The following is a 19,807-nucleotide window of genomic DNA, read 5'->3' on the forward strand; positions in this document are numbered from 1 at the left end:
CGGAAGTGTGATCGTGCAGTATGGCGCGGGACAGGGGCATCGTGGTTCATGACACCTCCACAATTGCCGGCGGTCGTTGAGCCCGCCCGACTGACGGCCGCGCTGCGCCGGGGCGGCGTGCTGGACGCCGGCGCGGTGCGCGAAGTGAAGGTGCTGCATCAGCGCGACACCGTCGTGTCGCATATTATCCGTCTCGGCCTGCGTTATGTCGGCGAATCCGCCGGCGCCCCGCAGTCGCTGATCCTCAAGATGCCCAATTCCGCCTTCGCCGAGCGTCTCGCCAATGGCGGCAGGCGCGAGGTGGACTACTACATGCAGCTCGCACCGAGAATGCCGCCGGGACTCGTGCCACGATGCTTCGACGGACATTTCGACGAGCAGAGCCTAGCCTGGCATCTTCTGCTCGAAGATCTCACCGACAGCCATGCAACCGCGACCCAATGGCCGTTGCCGCCGTCGCGCGGTCAGGCGGTTGCGATCGTCACGACGCTCGCACGTTGGCATGCGGCATGGTGGGACCATCCCGATCTTGGTGACACCGTCGGCACGTTGGCGAGCGCCGAGGATAGCGCGAAGCGTATGGAGACCTTTGCCGGCCACTACGATCGTTTCGCCGATATGCTCGGTGATCGCCTCAGCGAAGAACGGCGCATTCTCTACCGCCGTGTCATCGATCAGTCGGAACCGTTATCCCAGCGCTACCATTCACGCCGCCACCTCAGCATCACCCATGGCGACGCTCATATCTGGAATTTCCTGCTGCCGCGCGCGGGCGTTGCCGATACCGTGCGCATCTTCGATTTCGATCTTTGGAGCATCAATGTTCCGACTCATGACCTCGCCTATATGATGGCCATGCATTGGTATCCGGAACGCCGGCAGGCACTCGAACGCCCGCTGCTGAATGTCTACCACGATACGTTGATCGAAAGCGGCATCACCGGCTATTCGCGCGGCGCGCTCGATCGCGACTATCGCTGGGCGGTGCTCTGGCAGATCACGAGGCCGGTCTGGCAGTGGAGCATCGACATCCCGCGGGTAATCTGGTGGAACAATCTGGAGCGGGTGTTTGCGGCGGTGGACGATCTAGGCTGCGAGGAGTTGTTGGGGTAGGCAAGCCGCATATTCAGTGTCGTCCCGGACAAGCGCGCACAAAGCGCGCGCCGATCCGGGACCCATACTCCCGGAACGGAGTGGTCTTGCGAAAGTGATAACTCCAAATCCCCGTAACAAGGTCCTCCTGTGGGTATGGGTCCTGGATCTGCGCTCCGCTTGTCCGGGACGACAAACGGTGGTTGGGGCGTTACTCCATCACCGCATGCTCCGGCCCCGCCGCCTGCTTGCGCAGCGTGGCCTTGGTCGAGCCGATCAGCAAGGCGAGCGGCAGGGTAAAGAGCACGAAGATCATCACCAGCTGGTAATCATGGGAGAAGGCGATGATCTGCGCCTGCACGCTGACCATCCTGTCGGCCATGGCGCGGCCGGTGTCGGTGGACAGATTGATGATGCCGCTGACGCCGGGCATCTGCAGTGCGTGGTTGAACGGGTTGACGTGCTCGGAGAGGATCGCGTAGGTCCACCGCGTGCCCTGCGTCAATTGCGCGATCACGATGGAAATGCCGACCGAGCTTGCAACGTTGCGCATCAGGGTCAGCATCGCGGTGCCGTCGGTGCGCAGCTCGTTCGACAGCGTCAGGAAAGCCACGGTCGAGAGCGGCACGAAGACGAGGCCGAAGCCAAAACCCTGGATGACGCTGACGGTGACGATCTCCGGCACCTGGGTCAGGTCGGTCCAGCCGGTCATCTGGAACAGCGAGCCGGCGGTCAGCGCCAGCCCGGCGATGATCAGCGTGCGCGCCTCGACATAGCGCATCATGCGGCCGACCAGCATCATGGCGAAGAAGGTGCCCAAGCCGCGGCTCGCCAGCAGCAGGCCGGCGGTGATGATGGGATAGCCGATCACGTTCTGCATGTAGGGCGAGGCCAGCGCCATGGTCGAGAACAGCACGAGCCCCATCACGATCATGAACACGCAGCCGGTGACGAAGTTGCGATCCCGGAACAGCGCGAAGCGGATGAACGGCGTCGACGTCGTGAAGGAATGCGCGAGGAAGAAGTAAAAGGCGACCCCCGCGACGATGAACTCTGCGAGGATCTCGTTGGATTCCAGCCAGCCCAATTGCTCGCCGCGGTCGAGCGCGAGCTGCAGCGCGCCGATGGCAACCGCCAGCGCGGCGAAACCGAACCAGTCGAATCTGAGGCTGAGGTTCTTTTCGGTCTCATCCATGAAGACGATGAGGCCGAGCACGGTGATGGCGCCGAACGGCAGGTTGACGAAGAATACCCAGTGCCAGGAATAGGTCTCGGTCAACCAGGCTCCGAGTGAGGGCCCCATGATCGGGCCCATCATCACGCCCATGCCCCAGATCGCCATCGCCTTGGCGCGCTCCTGGAGCGTGTAATAGTCGAGCATGACCGATTGCGAAAGCGGCACCAGGGCCGCGCCAAACACCCCCTGCAGCAGGCGGAACAGCACCATCTGGTTGATGTCCTGCGCGAGGCCGCACAGCACCGAGGCCATGGTGAAGCCGGCCGCGCAGATGATGAAGATGCGCTTGCGGCCGAAGCGGTTGGCGATCCAGCCCACCGGCGCTGTCATGATCGCTGCGGCGACGATATAGGAGGTCAGCACCCAGTTGATCTGGTCCTGCGAAGCCGACAGGCTGCCCTGCATGTACGGCAGGGCGACGTTGGCGATGGTGGTGTCCAGCGCCTGCATGATGGTCGCGGTCATGGCGCAGATCGTCACCATGTTTCGGCGCAGGCCGGGGACCATCAGGCTGGCATTGGCGTCGGACATCGAATCAGTCCTTGTCGCAGTCTCTAGCTCGGTCTTTCTTAGTCTTGATCTTTGTCCTGGCCCGCTGTCGCCGACAGGCCGAACAGGCTGGCCAGCGAGCGCTTGTGGCCGGTGTCGATGGTGGCATAGACGCTCATGCCGGCTTTCAGCTTCCGCACATATTTGTCGGTCTCGTCGAAATAGATCCGGATCGGCACGCGCTGTACCACCTTGACGAAGTTGCCGGTGGCGTTCTGCGGCGGCAGGATCGCGAATTGCGCACCGGTACCGGGCGAGAGCGAGCCGATCTTGCCCTTGAAGACGTGGTTCGGGAACGCATCGACCTCGAGCGTGACGGGTTGTCCCTCAGTGACGTAAGTGAGGTCGCTCTCCTTGGGATTGGCGTCGACCCAGGGATGGGCCACGTCGATGATCGAGAATACCGGCGTGCCGACAGCGACGTAGCGGCCGAGCTGGATCTGCTCGACCTGCGTCGCCACGCCGCCCATCGAGGCGCGCACCACGGTATGGTTGAGATTGCGCTCGGCGTTGTCGAGCTTGGCCTTGGCCTCCGCATAGGCCGGGAATTTTTCCAGCGGCAGGTCGGGATCGCCGAGCAGTTGGGTCTTCGCCGTCGAGAGCTGCTGCCTGACGTATTGCGCCACGGATCCGGACGTGACCAGCGCGTTCGAGGCGTTGTCGAGGTCGAGCTGCGAACCGTAATTGTTCTTTACCAGCGCCTGCTTGCGCTCGACGTCGCGCTGCTTCAGATCGACGCCCTGCTGGGCGAGGTTGAGCATGTCGCCATAGATCTTGATGTTGGCGCGCAGGTTTTCATAGGTCGTCTGCGCCTGCGTCAGCTGTGCTCTGGCCTCGTCCACCGCGAGGCGGAACGGCACGGGATCGATCTCGAACAGCACGTCGCCCTGCTTGACGAGCTGGCCCTCCTTCACGACCACCTTCTGGATCTTGCCGGAGATGTCGGGCGTCACCAGCACCTTCTGCGCGCCGACATAGGCGTCGTCGGTGCCGACATAGCGTCCGCCATTGAGATAGAAGGTGAGGCCGCCGATGGCGACGACGACCGGCAGCACGACCAGCAACAGGAAACGGCGATAGCGGCGCAGGCCCGCCAGCAGGCGGCGGCGCGGATCGGCGCCGGCCTTCTTCGTCGGCTTGCCGCCCTCGCTCTTCTGCTCGGGCTGGAACTTGAGAACCTGATCAGCCATAGCGCTGCTCCTTACGCGCTTGTTCCGCACCGCTGGCCTGGATCGCGGTCCGCACGTTTTCCTTGATGGTTTCGAGCTGGGTGAGGAGACGGTGGGCATCCGCCGGGTTGATGCCGTCGAGCGCGTTGGCGGTGATCTCGGACCTGAGCCCGGTCATCCGGCCGAGCAGCTGCCGACCGGCCTTCTTCAAATAGAGGCGCTTGACGCGGCGGTCCGAGGCGTCGCTGCGCCGTTCGAGCCAGTCGTTGTCGCAGAGCTTGTCGATCATGCGCGTCAGCGTGATCGGCTGCACCTCGAGCAGCTCGGCGAGCTCCGACTGCTTCATGCCCTCGCTGCGCTCGACCTTGGCCAGCACGGCCCATTGCGCGCGGGTGATGCCGAACCGCGAGGCCTCCTTGTCGGCATAGACGCGCAGCAGGCGGTAGAGCTCTGCGAGCGTGAACAGGAAGTTCTGGTCGACAGACCCGCGGGTCATGAGCTTGGTCTCCAATAAGCAGGAGATATCATAAGCAAGCTTATGATTATTTCATGGCGGATTAGCGGGTGGCTGTCCCGCAGCGCGGGCATGGCTGGCAGCCGTTTGCAGTGTCGTGCTTTGGGTTCCCGGGCCGAAATGCTAAAAGATCGGCCGCATGACCCTCGCAAACCCGGTATTTCCCGCGCCCGATCACGATCACCGCCGCTGCACCGCGGATGCGCTCGCGCATGCCGAGGCCGTCTGCGAGCAGCGCGCGCAGAAATTCACGCCAATCCGCCGCCAGGTGCTGGGAGCCTTGCTTTCCAGCCACCGCCCGCTAGGTGCCTATGAGGTGATCGACGAACTGGCAAAATCGATGGCGCGGCCGGCGCCGATCACGGTCTATCGTGCCCTCGATTTCCTGATGGCCAACGGCCTCGTGCATCGCATCGAGAGCCGAAATGCCTATCTCGCCTGCGCCGCCCATGATCACGATGCGACCTCGGCTGTGGCGTTCCTGATCTGCGAGCGCTGTGGCCTCGTCGGCGAGATCCCTTCGGCGTCCTTTGCCGGGGATCTCAACGCGGCCGCGCGCGCCTCGGGCTTTGCCCCCAAATTGTCCGTGGTGGAGATCACGGGCGTCTGCACCCATTGTCAGAAGACTGCATAGACCAACAACGGCGCAAAGCCGGTATCCGGGAAGAAATGTCCTCAGCTCAAATCGTGCCCTCCGCCGCACGCCCCCTCAGTGCCGGCGCCATTGCCCTGATGCTCATGCTGTGCCTGACCTGGGGGTTCAACCAGATCGCGGTGAAGCTGGTGCTGCCGGACATTCCGCCGATGCTCCAGGCCACCATCCGCTCGATGGGCGCGCTGCCGGTGCTGTTCATCATCGGCACCCTGCGTGGCGTCAATTTCTTCGAACGCGACGGCACCTGGAAGCCCGGCCTGATCGCCGGGCTGATGTTCGGCATCGAGTTCGTGTTGATCTTCCAGGGGCTGCGTCTCACGTCTGCTTCGCGTGCGGTGGTGTTCCTCTACACGGCGCCGTTCTTCGTCGCGCTCGGCTCCTATCAGGTGCTTGGCGAGCGTCTTGGCGGCTCGCAATGGCTGGGATTGGCCATCAGCTTTGCCGGCGTCGCCCTCGCGATCGGCGTGCCGCAGCCCAATGTCGATTCGCATGTCCTGCTCGGCGATCTCATGATCGTCGGCGGCGCCGCGCTGTGGGCGGCAACGACCCTGGTTGCCAAGGGCACGCGGCTGCGCTTCGCCGCGCCCGAGAAGGCGCTGGGCTATCAGGTCGCGACCTCGATCCCGATCCTGGGGCTGGCGGCCTGGCTGTTCGGCGAATCGATCACGCACATGCCGGCGCCGCTATCGCTCGGCCTGATGGCGTTCCAGGCGATCTGGGTGGTGGGAACCACGTTCACGCTTTGGTTCGCGCTGGTGAAGACCTATTCGGCCAGCAAATTGTCGGCTTTTACCTTCATCACCCCTTTGTTTGGCGTGGTCGGTAGCTATTTCATCATGCACGACACCCTGAGCCTGGCATTCGGGGCCGCCGCGGTCCTTGTAATTGCTGGGCTTTTTCTGGTTAACCGTCCGAGCCAAGCGGCTGCGGCGCCGCGTGATGCATTGCTGAACGTCACCAAAACCTGATATTTGGACCCCATGAACAAGCTCGAAAATCCCCTCGATTCCGACGTCGCGGGCCCCGCGCCCCGGCACCGGACCACTCAGGTCAAGGTCGGCAACGTCGCCGTTGGCGGCGGTGCGCCGATCGTCGTGCAGTCGATGACCAACACCGACACCGCCGACATCGACGGCACCATCGCCCAGGTCGCAGCGCTCGCGCGCGCCGGCTCCGAAATGGTCCGCATCACCGTGGACCGTGAGGAGGCCGCTGCCGCCGTTCCGCACATCCGTGACGGCCTCGCCAAGCGCGGCATCACGACGCCCCTGATCGGCGACTTCCATTATATCGGCCACAAGCTGCTCGCGGCCTATCCGGCCTGCGCCGAGGCGCTGGCGAAATACCGCATCAATCCCGGCAATGTCGGCTTCAAGGACAAGCGCGACACCCAGTTCGCCGACATCATCGAGATCGCGAACAAGAACAACAAGCCGGTCCGCATCGGTGCCAATTGGGGCTCGCTCGACCAGGAGCTTTTGACCAAGCTGATGGACGAGAATGCCGCGTCGGCCAATCCGCGCGACGTGCGCGCGGTGACGCGCGAGGCCATGGTGCAGTCCGCGCTGCTCTCGGCCGCGCGCGCCGAAGAGCTCGGCATGCCCAAGGACCGCATCATCCTCTCCGCAAAGGTCTCAGCGGTGCAGGATCTCATTGCGGTCTACCAGGATCTCGCGTCGCGCTCCGACTACGCCATCCATCTCGGCCTGACCGAGGCCGGCATGGGCTCGAAGGGCATCGTGGCCTCCTCGGCCGCGCTCGGCATCCTATTGCAGCAGGGCATCGGCGATACCATCCGCATCTCGCTGACGCCGGAGCCCGGCGGCGACCGTACCCGCGAGGTGCAGGTTGGCCAGGAGCTGTTGCAGACCATGGGCTTCCGCACCTTCGTGCCGCTGGTTGCGGCCTGCCCCGGCTGCGGCCGCACCACTTCAACAACGTTCCAGGAGCTGGCGCGCTCGATCCAGGATTTCATCCGCGACGAGATGCCGACCTGGAAGACGAAGTACCCGGGTGTCGAGGAGCTCAACGTCGCGGTGATGGGCTGCATCGTCAACGGCCCCGGCGAGTCCAAGCATGCCAATATCGGCATCTCGCTGCCGGGCACCGGCGAAGCCCCGGCCGCCCCTGTCTTCGTCGACGGCAAGAAGTTCCGCACGCTGCGCGGCCCGACGATCTCAGCCGACTTCAAGGCGCTGGTGATCGACTACATCGACCAGCGCTACGGCCAGGGCGCCAAGATGCCGGTATCAGCGGCGGAGTAGTTTCACTCCGCCAGCGCTCCACACACGTCCGTCGTCCCGGACAAGCGCGCCTCAAGCGCGCGCCGATCCGGGATCCATAACTACAGGATTGTGCGGTTACGACGGGCTGTCACTCCGAGTCTTCGCCAAACCTGATCCTGTGACTATGGGTCCCGGATCTGCGCTTGCGCTTGTCCGGGACGACGGCTGTGTTTGCGGTGCAGATTGCGTATCTGTCACCGCGCGTTACGATGTCTTCAATCAACAATGATCGGGAGACACGCCATGAGCTCACTCGCCGGCAAGCAGGGCCCGCGCTATCGCCACACGATTGACGACGGCGCGCCGTACGAAACTATCGCGGTCGAGAAGCTCACCCCCATCATCGGCGCGGAGATCTCGGGCGTCGATATCGGCGCGCTCGTCGAGGGCGACACCCGCTCCAACCGGCAGATGGACGAGATCCACCGCGCGCTCGCCGAAAACCTCGTCATCTTCTTCCGCGACCAGCACATCACGCCGCAGCAGCATCTCGCTTTCGGCCGCAAGTTCGGCGAATTGCATGTTCATCCGGCCGCGCCGCACGAGGACGACGATCCGGCGCTGATGAAGATCTACGCGGACAAGAATTCGCCGCGCGCCAATGGCGAGGGCTGGCATTCCGACGTGTCCTGCGATCTCGAGCCGCCGATGGGCTCAATCCTTTACATCAGGCAATGCCCGCCACGCGGCGGCGACACGCTGTTCGCCAACATGTACGCAGCCTATGAGGCGCTGTCGGACCGCATGAAGGCCTATCTCGACGGGCTCACCGCGCTGCACGATGGCGAGCCCATCTATCGCGGGCTCTATACGAACTATGGCGTCGCCGATCGTCCGTCCTATCCGCATGCCGAGCATCCCGTCGTGCGCACGCATCCAGTCACGGGCAGGAAGGCGCTCTACGTCAACCGCGGCTTCACCCGCCACATCAACGGCATCCCGCGCGACGAGAGCGATGCGATGCTGGCTTATCTCTACCAGCACGCCGAGAACCCGCTGTTCCAGTGCCGTTTCCGCTGGACCGAGAACGCCATCGCCTTCTGGGACAACCGCTGCACCCAGCACCGCGCGATGTGGGACTACTGGCCGCACACGCGCTCGGGCACGCGCGTGACGGTGAAGGGGGAAAGGCCGGTCTAGGCTCGTGCCCCGGACGCAGCGCAGCGCTCCTTCAGCGCTGCACCGCAGAGCCGGGGCCCAGGTAACAGCGATGGGTCCCGGCTCTGCGTCGCGTCCGGGACACGAGTGCTGTCTAATAGCGTTGACGTCCTCCCGCTCCCGCGCCAATCTTCTCGAAAACAAATCGGGAGGATCAGCCATGCTCCGCGCCGCCGCCAGCATTCCCAGCAAGACCAAGCACCTGCCGCCGGCGATGCTGGAACGCTTCGGCGACGTTGCCGGCTTCGTCGGTCGTCCCTGGATCGCAGCAGCGGAGTAGCGCTTGGCGCAACTACGAAGCATTATCGTCGGGCTGGTCGCGTCGATCTTGCTATCGCCGCTTGCGACTGTTGGCAGCGGCGAGGCTGCTGCTGCGCGAAAGGTTGCGAAGACCAAGCCGAAGCAGCCGCAATCATCGACAAAATGCGAGATGCCGAAATTCAAGATCGTCGTGGACGTCGGGCACACCCCCGATTCCTACGGCGCGTTGAGCGCGCGCAATGATCCGGAGTTCGGCTTCAACTTCCGCCTCGCCAGGCTGATCACGGCGAAGCTCAGGTCCGAAGGCTTTGCCGAAACCCGCCTGCTCGTCACGGACGGCAAGGCACGGCCGAGCCTGTTCAAGCGCATCAGTGCCGCGAACGAAGGCCGGACCGATCTGTTCCTGTCGGTGCATCACGATTCGGTGCCGGACAAGCTGCTCGAGACCTGGGAGTTCGACGGCGCAAAGAGCTATTTCAGCGATCGTTTTTCGGGGCACTCGCTGTTCGTGTCGGGGCAGAATCCGCACTTCGCCACCAGCCTGATGCTGGCCCGGATGATCGGCAGGCAGTTGAAGGAGCAGGGCTTGCGCTATGCCAGCCAGTATACCCTGCCGGTGATGGGCCGCTACCAGCGCCAGCTGCTCGACAAGGATGTCGGCGTCTATCGCTATGACGGGCTCATCGTGCTGTCGCGGACGAGGAGCGCCGCCGTGCTGCTCGAGGCCGGCTCGATCATCAATCGCGACGAGGAAATGGAGCTGAACTCGGCGGAGCGGCACGAAGCGGTCGCGGGCGCCGTGGCAGCTGCGATGAGGGAGTTTTGCGAGAGGCGGTAGCGAGTTCGGTTCGCGTTGGTCATTGCGAACGCAGCCAAGCAGTCCAGGCTCTCCGCGGAAGGACTCTCGATTGCTTCGCTGCGCTCGCAATGACGAGAAGCTACAGCGGCATTCTCCGATACTCCCGGTTTGCCAGACTTGCCTCCTCCAGGTCCAAATCACGTTCGATTCGCCGCCGCGTTTCGTCGGTGATCTGGCCCTCGCGCAGGAGGTCGTGGATGAATTTTCTTTCGGCGGCGATCAGCTCGCGGGTCAGCGTGGTGCCGGCGGTGGAGACGTCGTGGTGGTTGGGATCGAGCGAGTCCGGGAGCTGGTTGACACGGATATCGTGCCGTGCGCGCAGCAGCCGCATCACTTCTTCGGATACTTCCTTCTGCGCGGTCAGCGCGTCGAGCGATTCCAGCGCGGCATCGAGCGCCTGGCGGCGAGCGGCGATCTCGGCTTCGTGCTCGGCGGCATGCTCGTGGCGGCCGGCCTCGGCGACGCCGAGCCAGCGCACGACCGGCGGCAGCGTCAGGCCGACGCCGATCAGCGTGACGAAGATGACACCGAAGGCGACGAACAGGATCAGGTCGCGATATGGAAAGGCCTCGCCATCAGGCAGCGTGAACGGCAGCGCCAGCGCGGCTGCCAGCGACACGGCGCCACGCACGCCGGTGAAGGCGAGCACGAACGGCCATTGCCATGGCGGCGACGGGTCGCGCTTGCGCAGCGACTTGCTGAGCATCCGCGGCAGGTAGGTCGCGGGGTAGAGCCAGGCGAAGCGCGCGATCACGACGATGACCAGGACCACTGCCGTCGCGATGAGAATGTCGTCGAGCGGGAAGGACTTCGACTTCTCGTAGAGCGCGCGCATCTGGAAGCCGGTGAGCAGGAAAAGCATGCCCTCGATCAGATAGATCACCAGATCCCAGAAGAAGATACCTTGCAGGCGCGTTGCCGACGAGATCAGCAGCGGCCCGTTCCAGCTCACGTAGAGGCCGCAGGCGACGGTCGCGATCACGCCGGAGCCGCCGACATGTTCGGGCAGCCAGTAGGAGACATAGGGTGTGATCAGCGACAACGTCAGCTCGACCTGCGGATCCCCCGACCATTTGCGGAAGCGCAGGGAGAGCCAGCCGACGCCGATGCCGAAGGCGATCTCGCTGGCGACGATCAGGAGGAACTCGCCGGCCGCGAGCGGCAGCGAGAAATGTCCGACCGTGATCGCGGCGAGCGCAAAACGGTAGAGGATCAGCGCGGTGGCGTCGTTGGCCAGTCCTTCACCCTCGAGGATGACCAGGAGCCGGCGCGGCATGTTGAGCCGGCGCGCGATCGCGAGCGGAGCCACCACGTCGGGCGGCGCAACGATGGCGCCCAGCAGGAAGGCGACGGTCCAGGGCAGGCCGATCATGTAGTGCGTGGCGGCTGCCACCATTGCCGCGGTGAAGATCACCGCGCCGACCGCGAGCAGCACGATCGGGCGTAAATTGTTCCTGAACTCGCGCCAGCTCATGGCGACGCTCGCCGAGTAGATCAGCGGCGGCAGGACCATCAAGAGCACCAGTTCCGGCGGCAGCTCGACCGGCGGCATGCCCGGCACGAAGGCCAGGCCGACGCCGGCCAGCATCAGCAGAATGGCCGGGGCGACGTTGAAGCGGCGCGCGGCCAGCGCCACGCCCGCCAGCACGGCAAGCAGGATGAGAAAGGTCTGAAATTTCGCTTCCATGATGGCCTGTCTTGACCCGGAAGCGCGCGCAAGGTCAATGCGGCGCTGCTCACGCCAGCTGGCCGGCGACCATCCGTCCAATCTGCGCGAATAAAGTCGCGATCTGCGCCGCATTCGGCGTGCCGCCCTGGGTATAGGCCGCGATCAGGATCGGCGCATCCGGCTTCGGCCAGACGACCGCGATATCGCCCGACGCATCCTTGCCGTTATTGCCTGTCTTGTCGCCGATCTTCCAGCTTGCCGGCAGGCCACCACGCAGCCGGTTCGCACCGGTCTTGCAATTCACCATCCAGTCGGTCAGTTGGAGGCGCGATTGCGTCGACAAGGCCTCGCCCAGCACCAGCCGCCGCAGATTGCCCGCCATCGCCGCGGGGGTCGTGGTGTCCCGGGGATCGCCGGGCCGTGAGCGGTTGAGCTCTGGCTCGTTGTGGTCGAGCCGCGAGGTGGTATCTCCGAGCGATCGCCAGAATGCAGTCAGCGCGGCGGGCCCGCCGATCCGCGCCAGCAGCAGATTGGCGCAGGTGTTGTCGCTGAGCTCGACGATCGCCTTGCACATCTCGCCGACCGACATCTTGCCGGCCGCGAGATTTTGCCTGGCGACCGGTGCGTATTCCAGGAGATGGGCCTTGCCGTAAGGGATCATGGCCGCAAGCTGCTCCTCGCCGCGATCGACCCGCGCCAGCACGCAGGCCGCAAGCGAGGCCTTGAATGTCGAGCACATGACGAACCGCTCGTCGGCGCGCCAGGCGAGTTTCCTGCCGGTCGCAAGATTCTCCGCATAGAGCCCGATGCGCCCGCCAGTGTCGCGCTCATAGGCTTCGAGTTCGGCCGGCGTCTCCGCGGCGAGCGCAGGAGAAGCGGCGATCCAGCACAGGGAGGCGAGCAGGGAGCGGCGATCGACAAGCATGGGAGACCTTTGGCGTGGGTCAGACGGTGTGGGGGTGTAGCGGACGCCTTATCCGCACCGTCACTGCGAGCGGAGCGAAACAATCCAGGCGGCCTCCGCGGCGAGATTCTGGATTGCTTCGCTTCGCTCGCAATGACGAATGGAGAACGAGTGCGACAGATTTCGGGCAGCGGAAGATCGGGAGGACTCACTCCCGCAGGTCGTACCTGTACGATTTCGACACGATCTGCCAGCCGTCGGCGAGCTTCATCGCCACCAGGTAGTCGGTGAAATAGCGCGGCGGCAGCTGGCAGCGCACCTTGATGAAGGCGGTCTTGTCGTCGGAACGGTCGATGGTGACGACGAAATCTTCGCGCGGCTTGCCCTCGGCTTTGGCCGAGGCACGCTTGCGAACGCGATCGAGCCAGTCGGGCACGGTCAGAACCTGGAGCTCGCCCCTCTCGACCCAGCGCAGATCGGCAGAGGGATGGAAGATGGCGCCGAGCTTTTCGGCGCCGCCCTCATAGAGCCCGTCAAAATAGGATTGCACGACGGCTTCGACGCTCGACCGGTCCTGGTTCATGAGTCATTCCTTTGCATGATGGCGCGGGACGAACTTAGTCGTATACGTCAAAATGCGCTATGGGTCTGTGGGCAGCTTGCGCGAAGGCAATCGTCATGACCGGATCATACAATTTGAACGCTCGTATCCTCGCCGGCGAATGCTATTGCCGCGCTGTGCGCTTTGAAGTGGAGGATGCGTTCTCCTATGCGATGAACTGCCACTGCTCGAACTGCCGTCGCACCACCGGAGCCGCCTTCAAGCCGTTCGCCGGCATCGCGGAAGACAAGCTCCGCATCGTCCGGGGAGAGGACCAGCGAATGATTTTCGGCGACGATACCACCCATAATGCGCATTGTGCCCGCTGCGGCTCGCTGCTCTATTCCCGGGTGCGTGAAGGACAATGGGTCCATGTCGCCATGGGCACCCTGGTCGATGCCCCCTCGATCCGGCCCAGCGCCCATATTTTCGTCGGCTCGAAGGCGCCCTGGCACGAGATCACGGACAATCTGCCGCAATATCGAGGGCACATCGGGGTTGTCTGAGGGAGCCCGGACCGCGCCTCCGTCGGCGAACTGCGACCGCGAAGCGCGACGACGGAGACCAGCGTCCCGCACGGCAGGGTCGTCAGTCCGGCGGGGCGGCGGGCAGCCATGGTGCCGCTGCCGGCATTGCTGCTGCTGGCGCCGGCCGCGCGACGAGTGGCGGGCAGGTCTTCTGCAACAACACCGGTTGTCGTCCGGTCCATCGCGGTTGCCGTCTCGAATATCGCGGCGGCGGCGGCCCCGGCAACGACCCCAACGCCGAGGTGTGCTACTGACCGCTACTTTCTGGATCGTCCGGCGAGGGCCGGGACGGCGGATCATTTCGAGATCGCGCTCGCCGCGATGTTCACTGTCAGCGCCAGCAACGCCGTGTTATAGATAAAGGACACGATGCCGTGCGCCGTCGCGGTGCGGCGAATGGTCTTGTCAGTGATGCCGACGTCGGAGACCTGCGCAGTCATGCCGATCACGAAGGAGAAATAGACGAAATCCCAATAGTCGGCATGGTCGTCCTTGTCGCCGCTCGGAAACTGCAGGCCACCTGCCGTAGCGTCGCGATAATAATCATGCGCGTAGTGCAGCGCGAAGATCGTGTGCACCGCAGCCCATGACAGCACGATGGTGATGATCGCGATCGTCAGCTCCAGGCCCCCGCGCTGCGGCGTGCCCAGCTCGGAGACGATTGCCGCGATGCTGGCGAAGGCACCGGTCGCCGTGACGAGCAGGATCACGAATCGGCCGTCATCCTGCATCGCAGCGGCGCGACGGATGTGCCGGTGGTCGTTGCAGAGCATCATCGCATAGACCAGCCCGAGATAGACCGCGATCAGCGCGTCCCATCCGAACAGGAGCCGCGTCACCAGCCGGTGCGTACCTGGCACAAGCAGGCAGACGAGGACGCCGACAGCGAGCGCAATGAACGTCCGCGGCCGTGCATAGAGCAGCCGCATCGGCCGCGACATCTGGCGGAAGCGGACAAGAACGGGATCCTCTTTGCCGCCGGCCGCCATCGGCGCGCGCTAGTTTTTCCGCTCGGCGACGAATCGCGCGGCGGCCTGCAGCACGGTTGCGCGGTCGCCGAAGATCGACACTGCGTTGTCCGCGCGCGCGAGCAAATCGCGTACGCGCTGCTTGGCGCCTTCGATGCCGAGCTGAGTGACGAAGGTGGTCTTGCCGAGCGCGGCATCGGCGCCGGCCGGCTTGCCGAGCGCGGCCGCATCGCCCTCGACGTCGAGCAGATCGTCGGCGATCTGGAAGGCTTCGCCGAGCGCGCGTCCGTAATCGTCGAGCGCCTGATACTCCTTTTCCGAGGCCTGGCCGAGGATCGCGCCGGCGATGCAGCCGTAGCGCAGCAGCGCGCCGGTCTTCATCTGCTGAATGCGGGCGACGTCGATCGGCTCGTTGCCGCCGAAGCGGCCTTCGCCGGCGAGGTCGAGGATCTGGCCGCCGACCATGCCGCCGATGCCGGCGCAGCGCGCCAAAGCGCGCGTCAGCAGCAGCCGCACATTGGCGTCGCGATGGATCTCGTCGCGGGTGATGATGTCGAAAGCGAGCGTCAGCAGGCCGTCGCCGGCGAGGATCGCGGTCGCGTCGTCGGTCTTCTTGTGCAGGGTGGGGCGGCCGCGGCGCAGGTCCGAATTGTCCATCGCCGGCAGGTCGTCATGGATGAGCGAATAGCAGTGGATGCATTCGAGCGCGGAGCCTACGAGCAGGGCCGCCTCGCGCGGCACGCCGAACACGGCGGCGCTTTCGACCACCAGGAACGGCCGCAGACGCTTGCCGCCATTCAGGCTCGAATAGCGCATTGCGTCCATCAGTCGCTTGGGCCGGGCGATCTCGTCGTGCAGGATGTCGTCCGACAATAGCCGCCCGAGCAGGGCCTCGGTGTCATCAGCGGTCTTGTCCAGACGTTTGGCGAAATCGGACGGGGACGTGCCGGTCATCAAGAAGGGCTCCAGAACTAAAATTCGGCCGGACAATCCTTTATGCGCCCGCGCCAGTCAATCGTTTGGAAGGGCTAAAAAGTGCTGGAAAAGGCCCGAATTATCACAGACTTAATGGCTCAGCCGTGGGTCTCGTTTCATTTTGCGCCGGAAAGGTCGACTTGCGCATCGTCAAAATCCTTCTCCTGGCGCTCGTGGTCGCGGCTCTCGCGCCCTATGTGATCGCGCCGTTCTACCGCACCGGCCATCCGGTTTCGACGCTGATGGCCTGGCGTTCGCTCCGGGGCGCGCCGATGCAGCGGACGTGGATCGATCTTGCTGACATGTCGCCCTATCTGCCGCGCGCCGTGGTGGCGGCCGAGGATGCCCATTTCTGCAAGCATCACGGCATCGATTGGGGCGCGTTGCGCGAGGCGATCGACGACGCGCAGGAGGATGGCACGCCGTTCCGGGGCGCCTCCACGATCACCCAGCAGGTGGCGAAAAACCTGTTCCTCTGGCAGGGGCGGGATTTCGTTCGCAAGGCGCTGGAATTCCCGCTGGCGCTCTGGATCGATCTCGTCCTGCCCAAGCCGCGGATCCTGGAGATTTACCTCAACATCGCCGAGTTCGGTCCGCAGGGCCAGTTTGGCGTCGAGGCGGGCAGCGCCTATGCCTTTGGCAAATCGGCCGCCAGCCTCTCCCCGCGGGAGGCGGCCCTTCTGGCCTCGATCCTGCCGAATCCGGTCAAGCGCAGCGCCCGGACCCCGGGACCGGGCGTTCGGCGGCTGGCAGCCACCTATATGGCGCGGGGGCAGGCGAACTCGCTTGCGACCTGTTGGCGCGAAAATCGCTGATTTTTGGCCCATTCCGGGCGCATTTTCTGGCCCAAGAGCCTAGCTTTACGGCCAGCCTTCCTCTATAAGCGCGGCCTTGATCGGCATTCAGCTCGCCTCGTATTGCGGGTGCTGAGCCGTCCCTCCCCGGACGATGCCCTGATGACACCAATCCCTAGAGGATATTGAAATGGCCGTTCCGAGAAGAAAAACCTCGCCGTCGCGCCGTGGCATGCGCCGCTCGGCTGACGCCATCAAGAAGCCGACCTATGTGGAAGACAAGGACTCCGGCGAGCTCCGTCGTCCGCACCATCTCGACCTCAAGACCGGCATGTACAAGGGCCGTCAGGTCCTGAAGAAGAAAGAGTCCTGAAGGGAGGACCTTTCCTCGGGCGGGATGATTGAACCCGCGTGATTTCGGCCAACCCATGAGCTAGACGGTGACGGCGGCGGGGCAAATGCTTCGCCGCTGCATTGCTCTGTCCGGATATCTTGATCGAGAAGGCATCTCGCCGATGGTCGGTTTCCCGCTGCTTCTGATTCCGCTCGCGGTCTACAACATCATCGCCTTCCTGATGCCCAGCGTGTCCTTCTCGGACGTGCTGTTCAATGTGCCGATGATCACGGGCGAGAGCTGGCCGGTCACGCTCGCCGATCTGCTGCTCGCGCTCGGCGTGGTGCTGCTGCTGCTCGAGGTGGTCAAGGGCGCGCGGCCGGGCTCGAAATTCCTGATGGATCATTTGCTGTCGCTGATCGTCTTCGGGGCGGCCGCAGCCGAATTCGTGATGTGGCCCAAATTCGGCAACTCCACCTTTTTCCTGCTGGTGCTGCTGGCGATGGCGGACTTCTTCGCTGGCATTGCCCAGCGCACGCGTCGCCGCGTCACCTATGTCGCCGAGACGACGGTGCCGGCGCCACGTAAGGCCAAACGCAGAGGTGAAGCGCCGGCGGATGATGCGGAGGCCGCCTCCAGGTTCGAGCCTGTGATTGCGCCGCAGCCGGCCCCCTCAGCGCCGCCCGCCCCCTCGGCGCAGTCCGTCGCGGAATCGGTGCTGATGGATCACCCCGCGCCCAAGCCGGTGCAGGGCTCATCCTCGCCGGAAATTTCCTCGCCCCATCTTCAGCCGGGGAACGGCACGCCGTCGTCGCCGGATACACCGCAGCGCTGATCTTGCCGCGTCGGCGGTGCGCTCCCTCGCCCCGCTTGCGGGGGGTGAGGGGGAGTCTCCACCACAGGATCGGTGAGAGTTGGCTTCGTGGAGAGTCCCCCTTCACCCGGAATCCGCGCTGCGCGCGCATTCCGGCCTCTCCCCGCAAGCGGGGAGAGGCGAAGACGGTCGTCTCACTTCAAATCAATCTCAAGCCACTTGACGCGTGCGAGCGCTGACGGTTCCGAGCGGGCGCTTGCTGCCGTAGGCCATCAGCGCATCCTCAGAGCAGGCACGGCGGAGCCGGGTCGTTTGCGGCAGCTGCTCGGCATTCGCGATCAATTGGGTGACGAAGCTCGGATCGGGGCGGGGCAGCGGCGCCCTGTGAACCCACTGCAACGTCGGCATCAGCGGCACCAGGGCCGTGCCCGTGCCGTTGTCAGCCGCGTCCGATCGATCGGTACTCAACATCGCAATCACCGTTGATCCGGCGAGATTGTCGCGTTTCGGGACGCAGACGCCGGTGCGAGTCCTGTACTCGCAAGGCCTATGCCGCCCGGGCCGGTTTGGTTCCCCACGCCCGGGAAACGTGGTTTCCAAATTGTTTATCAACTTTGCCTAGGGTCGGGGGCGAATCTGGCTCTATCCTGTGCCGGCTCAGGACTTCTCCACTGTCCCAGAACGAGGCGATTTTGACTCCCGCATTGCCGCAAGCCTCCGACATCCTCGCCGCGCTCGGCCAGGCCGTGTTCGCCTGGGACATCGCCAGCGATGCCATCGTCTGGGGCGAGCAAGTCGCCAGCATCTTTCCCGGCATCCCGGCCGAGCGGCTCGCGACCGGCGCCGAATTCGCCAAGCTGATCGAGCCAGCGCAAACGCTGCGGACCGCGGCCCTGGCGCAGACCTCCGCCGTGCACGGCGCCGGCGGTACGCCTTACCGGGTCGAGTACGGCGTGCGCATGAGCGCCTCCGATCCCGTGATCTGGGTCGAGGAGACCGGCCGCTGGTTCGCGGGCCCCGATGGTCGCCCCACACGTGCGATCGGCTCCGTCCGCATCAACAATGAGCGCCACGCCCGCGACGAGGAACTGGCCAAGCTGGCCCGGCTCGATCCCCTGACCGGCGAGCTCAACCGCTCCCATCTGCTGGCGGCACTGGCCGAGGCGATCGAGGAGACGTCCCGCTTCCGCTCGACCGCGGCCTTCATGCTGGTCGGGATCGATCATCTCGCCCGCGTCAACGACGCCTTCGGCTTCGACGTCGCCGACGCCGTGATCCTGGATGTCGCCAAGCGCATTCGTTCGCGCCTGCGCGGCGGCGACGTGCTCGGGCGCTTCTCCGGCAACAAGTTCGGCCTGATCCTGAAGAACTGTACCGTCGACGACATGAACGTCGCCGCAGAGCGCTTCCTCACCGGCATCCGCGACGAGGTGGTGCCGACGAAATCCGGCCCGGTCTCGGTCACCGCCTCGATCGGCGCGGTCAGCCTGCCGCGCTATGCCCGCAACACCGATGAAGCGGTCAACCGCGCCCATGAAACGCTGGATGCCGCAAAGCGCCGCCGCGCCGGCTCGTTCGCCGCGTGGCGCCCGGACGCCGCGCGCGACGCTCAGCGCCGGGTCAACATCCGCGTCACCGACGAGATCGTCACCGCGCTGAACGAACGCCGCATCAAGCTTGCCTATGAGCCGGTGGTCTCGGCCAGCTCGCGCGAACGCGCCTTCCACGAGTGCCTGGTGCGGATGGACCAGGGCGATGGCCAGGTGCTGCTCGCGCCCGACATCGTGCCGGTCGCCGAGCGGCTCGGCCTGATCCGCCTGGTCGACCACCGCGTGCTCGAGCTCGTGGTCGCCGAACTCGCCGCTGCGCCCGACATCTGCCTCAGCCTCAACATCTCACCTGATACGACGATGGATCCGGACTGGTGGGCCGGGATCGAGTCGCTGATGCTGGCGCATCCCGGTGTCGCCGAGCGGCTGATCGTGGAGATCACAGAGACGGTCGCGATCCAGGACATCGACGACGTCCGCGGCTTCGTCACGCGGCTGAAGAATTTCGGCAGCCGCATCGCCATCGACGATTTCGGCGCCGGCTACACCTCGTTCCGAAACCTGCGCAAGCTCGGCGTCGACATCGTGAAGATCGACGGCGCTTTCGTGCAGAACGTCACCCGCTCCGCCGACGACCGCGCCTTCGTGCAGACCCTGATCGACCTCGCGCGCCGCCTCGACATCAAGACGGTCGCTGAATGGGTGCAGGACGAGGAAGCCGCAGGCATGCTGCGTGAGTGGGGCTGCGACTACATCCAGGGCCGCCTGATCGGGCTGGCTTCTGCGGACCGGCCGTGGGGCGCGCCGCCGGATAATGCGCTGCCCGCGGCGGGCTGAGAATTAGTAGGGTGGGTTAGCCGAAGGCGTAACCCACCACTGTTCACATCCGCAA

The 19,807-nt window shown here is 64.8% G+C and carries 20 protein-coding genes and 1 pseudogene; 12 read left to right on the plus strand and 9 right to left on the minus strand.

Annotated features, from left to right (window positions below):
• Positions 1 to 48: 48 nt before the first annotated feature.
• Positions 49 to 1,113 (plus strand): ecdysteroid 22-kinase family protein, encoded by a 1,065-nt coding sequence (locus IVB23_RS22285; RefSeq protein WP_247800052.1) that lies wholly within the window; start codon positions 49 to 51, stop codon positions 1,111 to 1,113.
• 190 nt (positions 1,114 to 1,303) lie between these two features.
• On the opposite strand, the gene IVB23_RS22290 is transcribed toward IVB23_RS22285, so the two are convergent.
• The 3 genes from IVB23_RS22290 to IVB23_RS22300 are packed head-to-tail and all read right to left on the minus strand — an operon-like array spanning position 1,304 to position 4,543.
• Positions 1,304 to 2,860, minus strand: a complete 1,557-nt coding sequence (locus IVB23_RS22290) for an MDR family MFS transporter (RefSeq protein WP_061879821.1) — start codon at positions 2,858 to 2,860, stop codon at positions 1,304 to 1,306.
• Between the two features lie 38 nt (positions 2,861 to 2,898).
• The gene (locus tag IVB23_RS22295; protein WP_247800053.1) at positions 2,899 to 4,068 is read right to left on the minus strand and encodes an HlyD family secretion protein; all 1,170 of its coding nucleotides are present in this window, start codon (positions 4,066 to 4,068) and stop codon (positions 2,899 to 2,901) included.
• Entirely contained in the window at positions 4,061 to 4,543 is a 483-nt protein-coding gene (locus tag IVB23_RS22300; RefSeq protein WP_197965415.1) for a MarR family transcriptional regulator, read from the minus strand. Before IVB23_RS22300 ends, IVB23_RS22295 begins: the two co-directional genes overlap by 8 nt.
• Positions 4,544 to 4,700: 157 nt before the next feature.
• Between IVB23_RS22300 and IVB23_RS22305 the strand changes: the two genes are divergently transcribed.
• The 5 genes from IVB23_RS22305 to IVB23_RS22325 all read left to right on the plus strand — a co-directional run bounded on the left by IVB23_RS22305 (position 4,701) and on the right by IVB23_RS22325 (position 9,758).
• A complete protein-coding gene (locus IVB23_RS22305; RefSeq protein WP_028176819.1) occupies positions 4,701 to 5,195 on the plus strand; it encodes a transcriptional repressor in 495 nt (164 codons plus the stop codon).
• A 35-nt stretch (positions 5,196 to 5,230) separates the two neighbouring features.
• Positions 5,231 to 6,184 carry a DMT family transporter gene (locus IVB23_RS22310; protein ID WP_247800054.1) on the plus strand — a complete coding sequence of 318 codons (954 nt, stop codon included), beginning with the start codon at positions 5,231 to 5,233 and terminating at the stop codon, positions 6,182 to 6,184.
• A 12-nt stretch (positions 6,185 to 6,196) separates the two neighbouring features.
• Entirely contained in the window at positions 6,197 to 7,480 is a 1,284-nt protein-coding gene (gene ispG, locus IVB23_RS22315) for a flavodoxin-dependent (E)-4-hydroxy-3-methylbut-2-enyl-diphosphate synthase (protein ID WP_197965417.1), read from the plus strand.
• 264 nt (positions 7,481 to 7,744) lie between these two features.
• Positions 7,745 to 8,641, plus strand: a complete 897-nt coding sequence (locus tag IVB23_RS22320; protein ID WP_247800055.1) for a TauD/TfdA family dioxygenase — start codon at positions 7,745 to 7,747, stop codon at positions 8,639 to 8,641.
• Between the two features lie 301 nt (positions 8,642 to 8,942).
• Positions 8,943 to 9,758 (plus strand): N-acetylmuramoyl-L-alanine amidase, encoded by an 816-nt coding sequence (locus IVB23_RS22325; RefSeq protein WP_247800056.1) that lies wholly within the window; start codon positions 8,943 to 8,945, stop codon positions 9,756 to 9,758.
• A gap of 100 nt (positions 9,759 to 9,858) precedes the next feature.
• On the opposite strand, the gene IVB23_RS22330 is transcribed toward IVB23_RS22325, so the two are convergent.
• The 3 genes from IVB23_RS22330 to IVB23_RS22340 form a co-directional block, all read right to left on the minus strand.
• Positions 9,859 to 11,466, minus strand: coding sequence for a Na+/H+ antiporter (locus tag IVB23_RS22330; protein WP_247800057.1), 1,608 nt, complete (start codon positions 11,464 to 11,466; stop codon positions 9,859 to 9,861).
• A gap of 49 nt (positions 11,467 to 11,515) precedes the next feature.
• The gene (gene bla, locus IVB23_RS22335) at positions 11,516 to 12,373 is read right to left on the minus strand and encodes a class A beta-lactamase (RefSeq protein WP_247800058.1); all 858 of its coding nucleotides are present in this window, start codon (positions 12,371 to 12,373) and stop codon (positions 11,516 to 11,518) included.
• Positions 12,374 to 12,560: 187 nt separating this feature from the next.
• Entirely contained in the window at positions 12,561 to 12,935 is a 375-nt protein-coding gene (locus IVB23_RS22340) for a nuclear transport factor 2 family protein (RefSeq protein WP_247800059.1), read from the minus strand.
• Between the two features lie 95 nt (positions 12,936 to 13,030).
• Between IVB23_RS22340 and IVB23_RS22345 the strand changes: the two genes are divergently transcribed.
• Both IVB23_RS22345 and IVB23_RS22350 read left to right on the plus strand, forming a co-directional pair.
• On the plus strand, positions 13,031 to 13,459 hold the full coding sequence (locus IVB23_RS22345; RefSeq protein ID WP_247800060.1) for a GFA family protein: 429 nt from the start codon (positions 13,031 to 13,033) through the stop codon (positions 13,457 to 13,459).
• A 32-nt stretch (positions 13,460 to 13,491) separates the two neighbouring features.
• Positions 13,492 to 13,734, plus strand: a pseudogene (locus tag IVB23_RS22350) (caspase family protein); the annotation flags it as partial.
• 42 nt (positions 13,735 to 13,776) lie between these two features.
• Here the strand turns inward: IVB23_RS22350 and IVB23_RS22355 are convergent.
• Entirely contained in the window at positions 13,777 to 14,469 is a 693-nt protein-coding gene (locus IVB23_RS22355; protein ID WP_247800061.1) for a DUF1345 domain-containing protein, read from the minus strand.
• Between the two features lie 9 nt (positions 14,470 to 14,478).
• Positions 14,479 to 15,402, minus strand: a complete 924-nt coding sequence (locus tag IVB23_RS22360) for a polyprenyl synthetase family protein (RefSeq protein ID WP_247800062.1) — start codon at positions 15,400 to 15,402, stop codon at positions 14,479 to 14,481.
• A gap of 161 nt (positions 15,403 to 15,563) precedes the next feature.
• Here IVB23_RS22360 and mtgA point away from each other — a divergent pair, with 161 nt between their 5' ends.
• The 3 genes from mtgA to IVB23_RS22375 all read left to right on the plus strand — a co-directional run bounded on the left by mtgA (position 15,564) and on the right by IVB23_RS22375 (position 17,386).
• Positions 15,564 to 16,238 (plus strand): monofunctional biosynthetic peptidoglycan transglycosylase, encoded by a 675-nt coding sequence (gene mtgA / locus IVB23_RS22365; protein ID WP_197965421.1) that lies wholly within the window; start codon positions 15,564 to 15,566, stop codon positions 16,236 to 16,238.
• 169 nt (positions 16,239 to 16,407) lie between these two features.
• Positions 16,408 to 16,590 (plus strand): 50S ribosomal protein L32, encoded by a 183-nt coding sequence (gene rpmF, locus IVB23_RS22370; RefSeq protein ID WP_007598106.1) that lies wholly within the window; start codon positions 16,408 to 16,410, stop codon positions 16,588 to 16,590.
• Positions 16,591 to 16,732: 142 nt separating this feature from the next.
• Positions 16,733 to 17,386: a hypothetical protein gene (locus tag IVB23_RS22375; protein WP_247800063.1), complete on the plus strand. Its 654-nt coding sequence runs from the start codon at positions 16,733 to 16,735 to the stop codon at positions 17,384 to 17,386.
• Positions 17,387 to 17,575: 189 nt separating this feature from the next.
• Here the strand turns inward: IVB23_RS22375 and IVB23_RS22380 are convergent, their stop codons facing one another.
• Complete coding sequence (locus tag IVB23_RS22380) at positions 17,576 to 17,836, minus strand: hypothetical protein (RefSeq protein ID WP_247804951.1); 261 nt, start codon at positions 17,834 to 17,836, stop codon at positions 17,576 to 17,578.
• 221 nt (positions 17,837 to 18,057) lie between these two features.
• Between IVB23_RS22380 and IVB23_RS22385 the strand changes: the two genes are divergently transcribed.
• A complete protein-coding gene (locus IVB23_RS22385; RefSeq protein WP_247800064.1) occupies positions 18,058 to 19,752 on the plus strand; it encodes a bifunctional diguanylate cyclase/phosphodiesterase in 1,695 nt (564 codons plus the stop codon).
• The last annotated feature ends 55 nt before the right edge of the window (positions 19,753 to 19,807 follow it).

Origin of the sequence: Bradyrhizobium sp. 191 (assembly GCF_023100985.1) — a bacterium.
Taxonomy (GTDB): Bacteria; Pseudomonadota; Alphaproteobacteria; order Rhizobiales; family Xanthobacteraceae; genus Bradyrhizobium; species Bradyrhizobium diversitatis.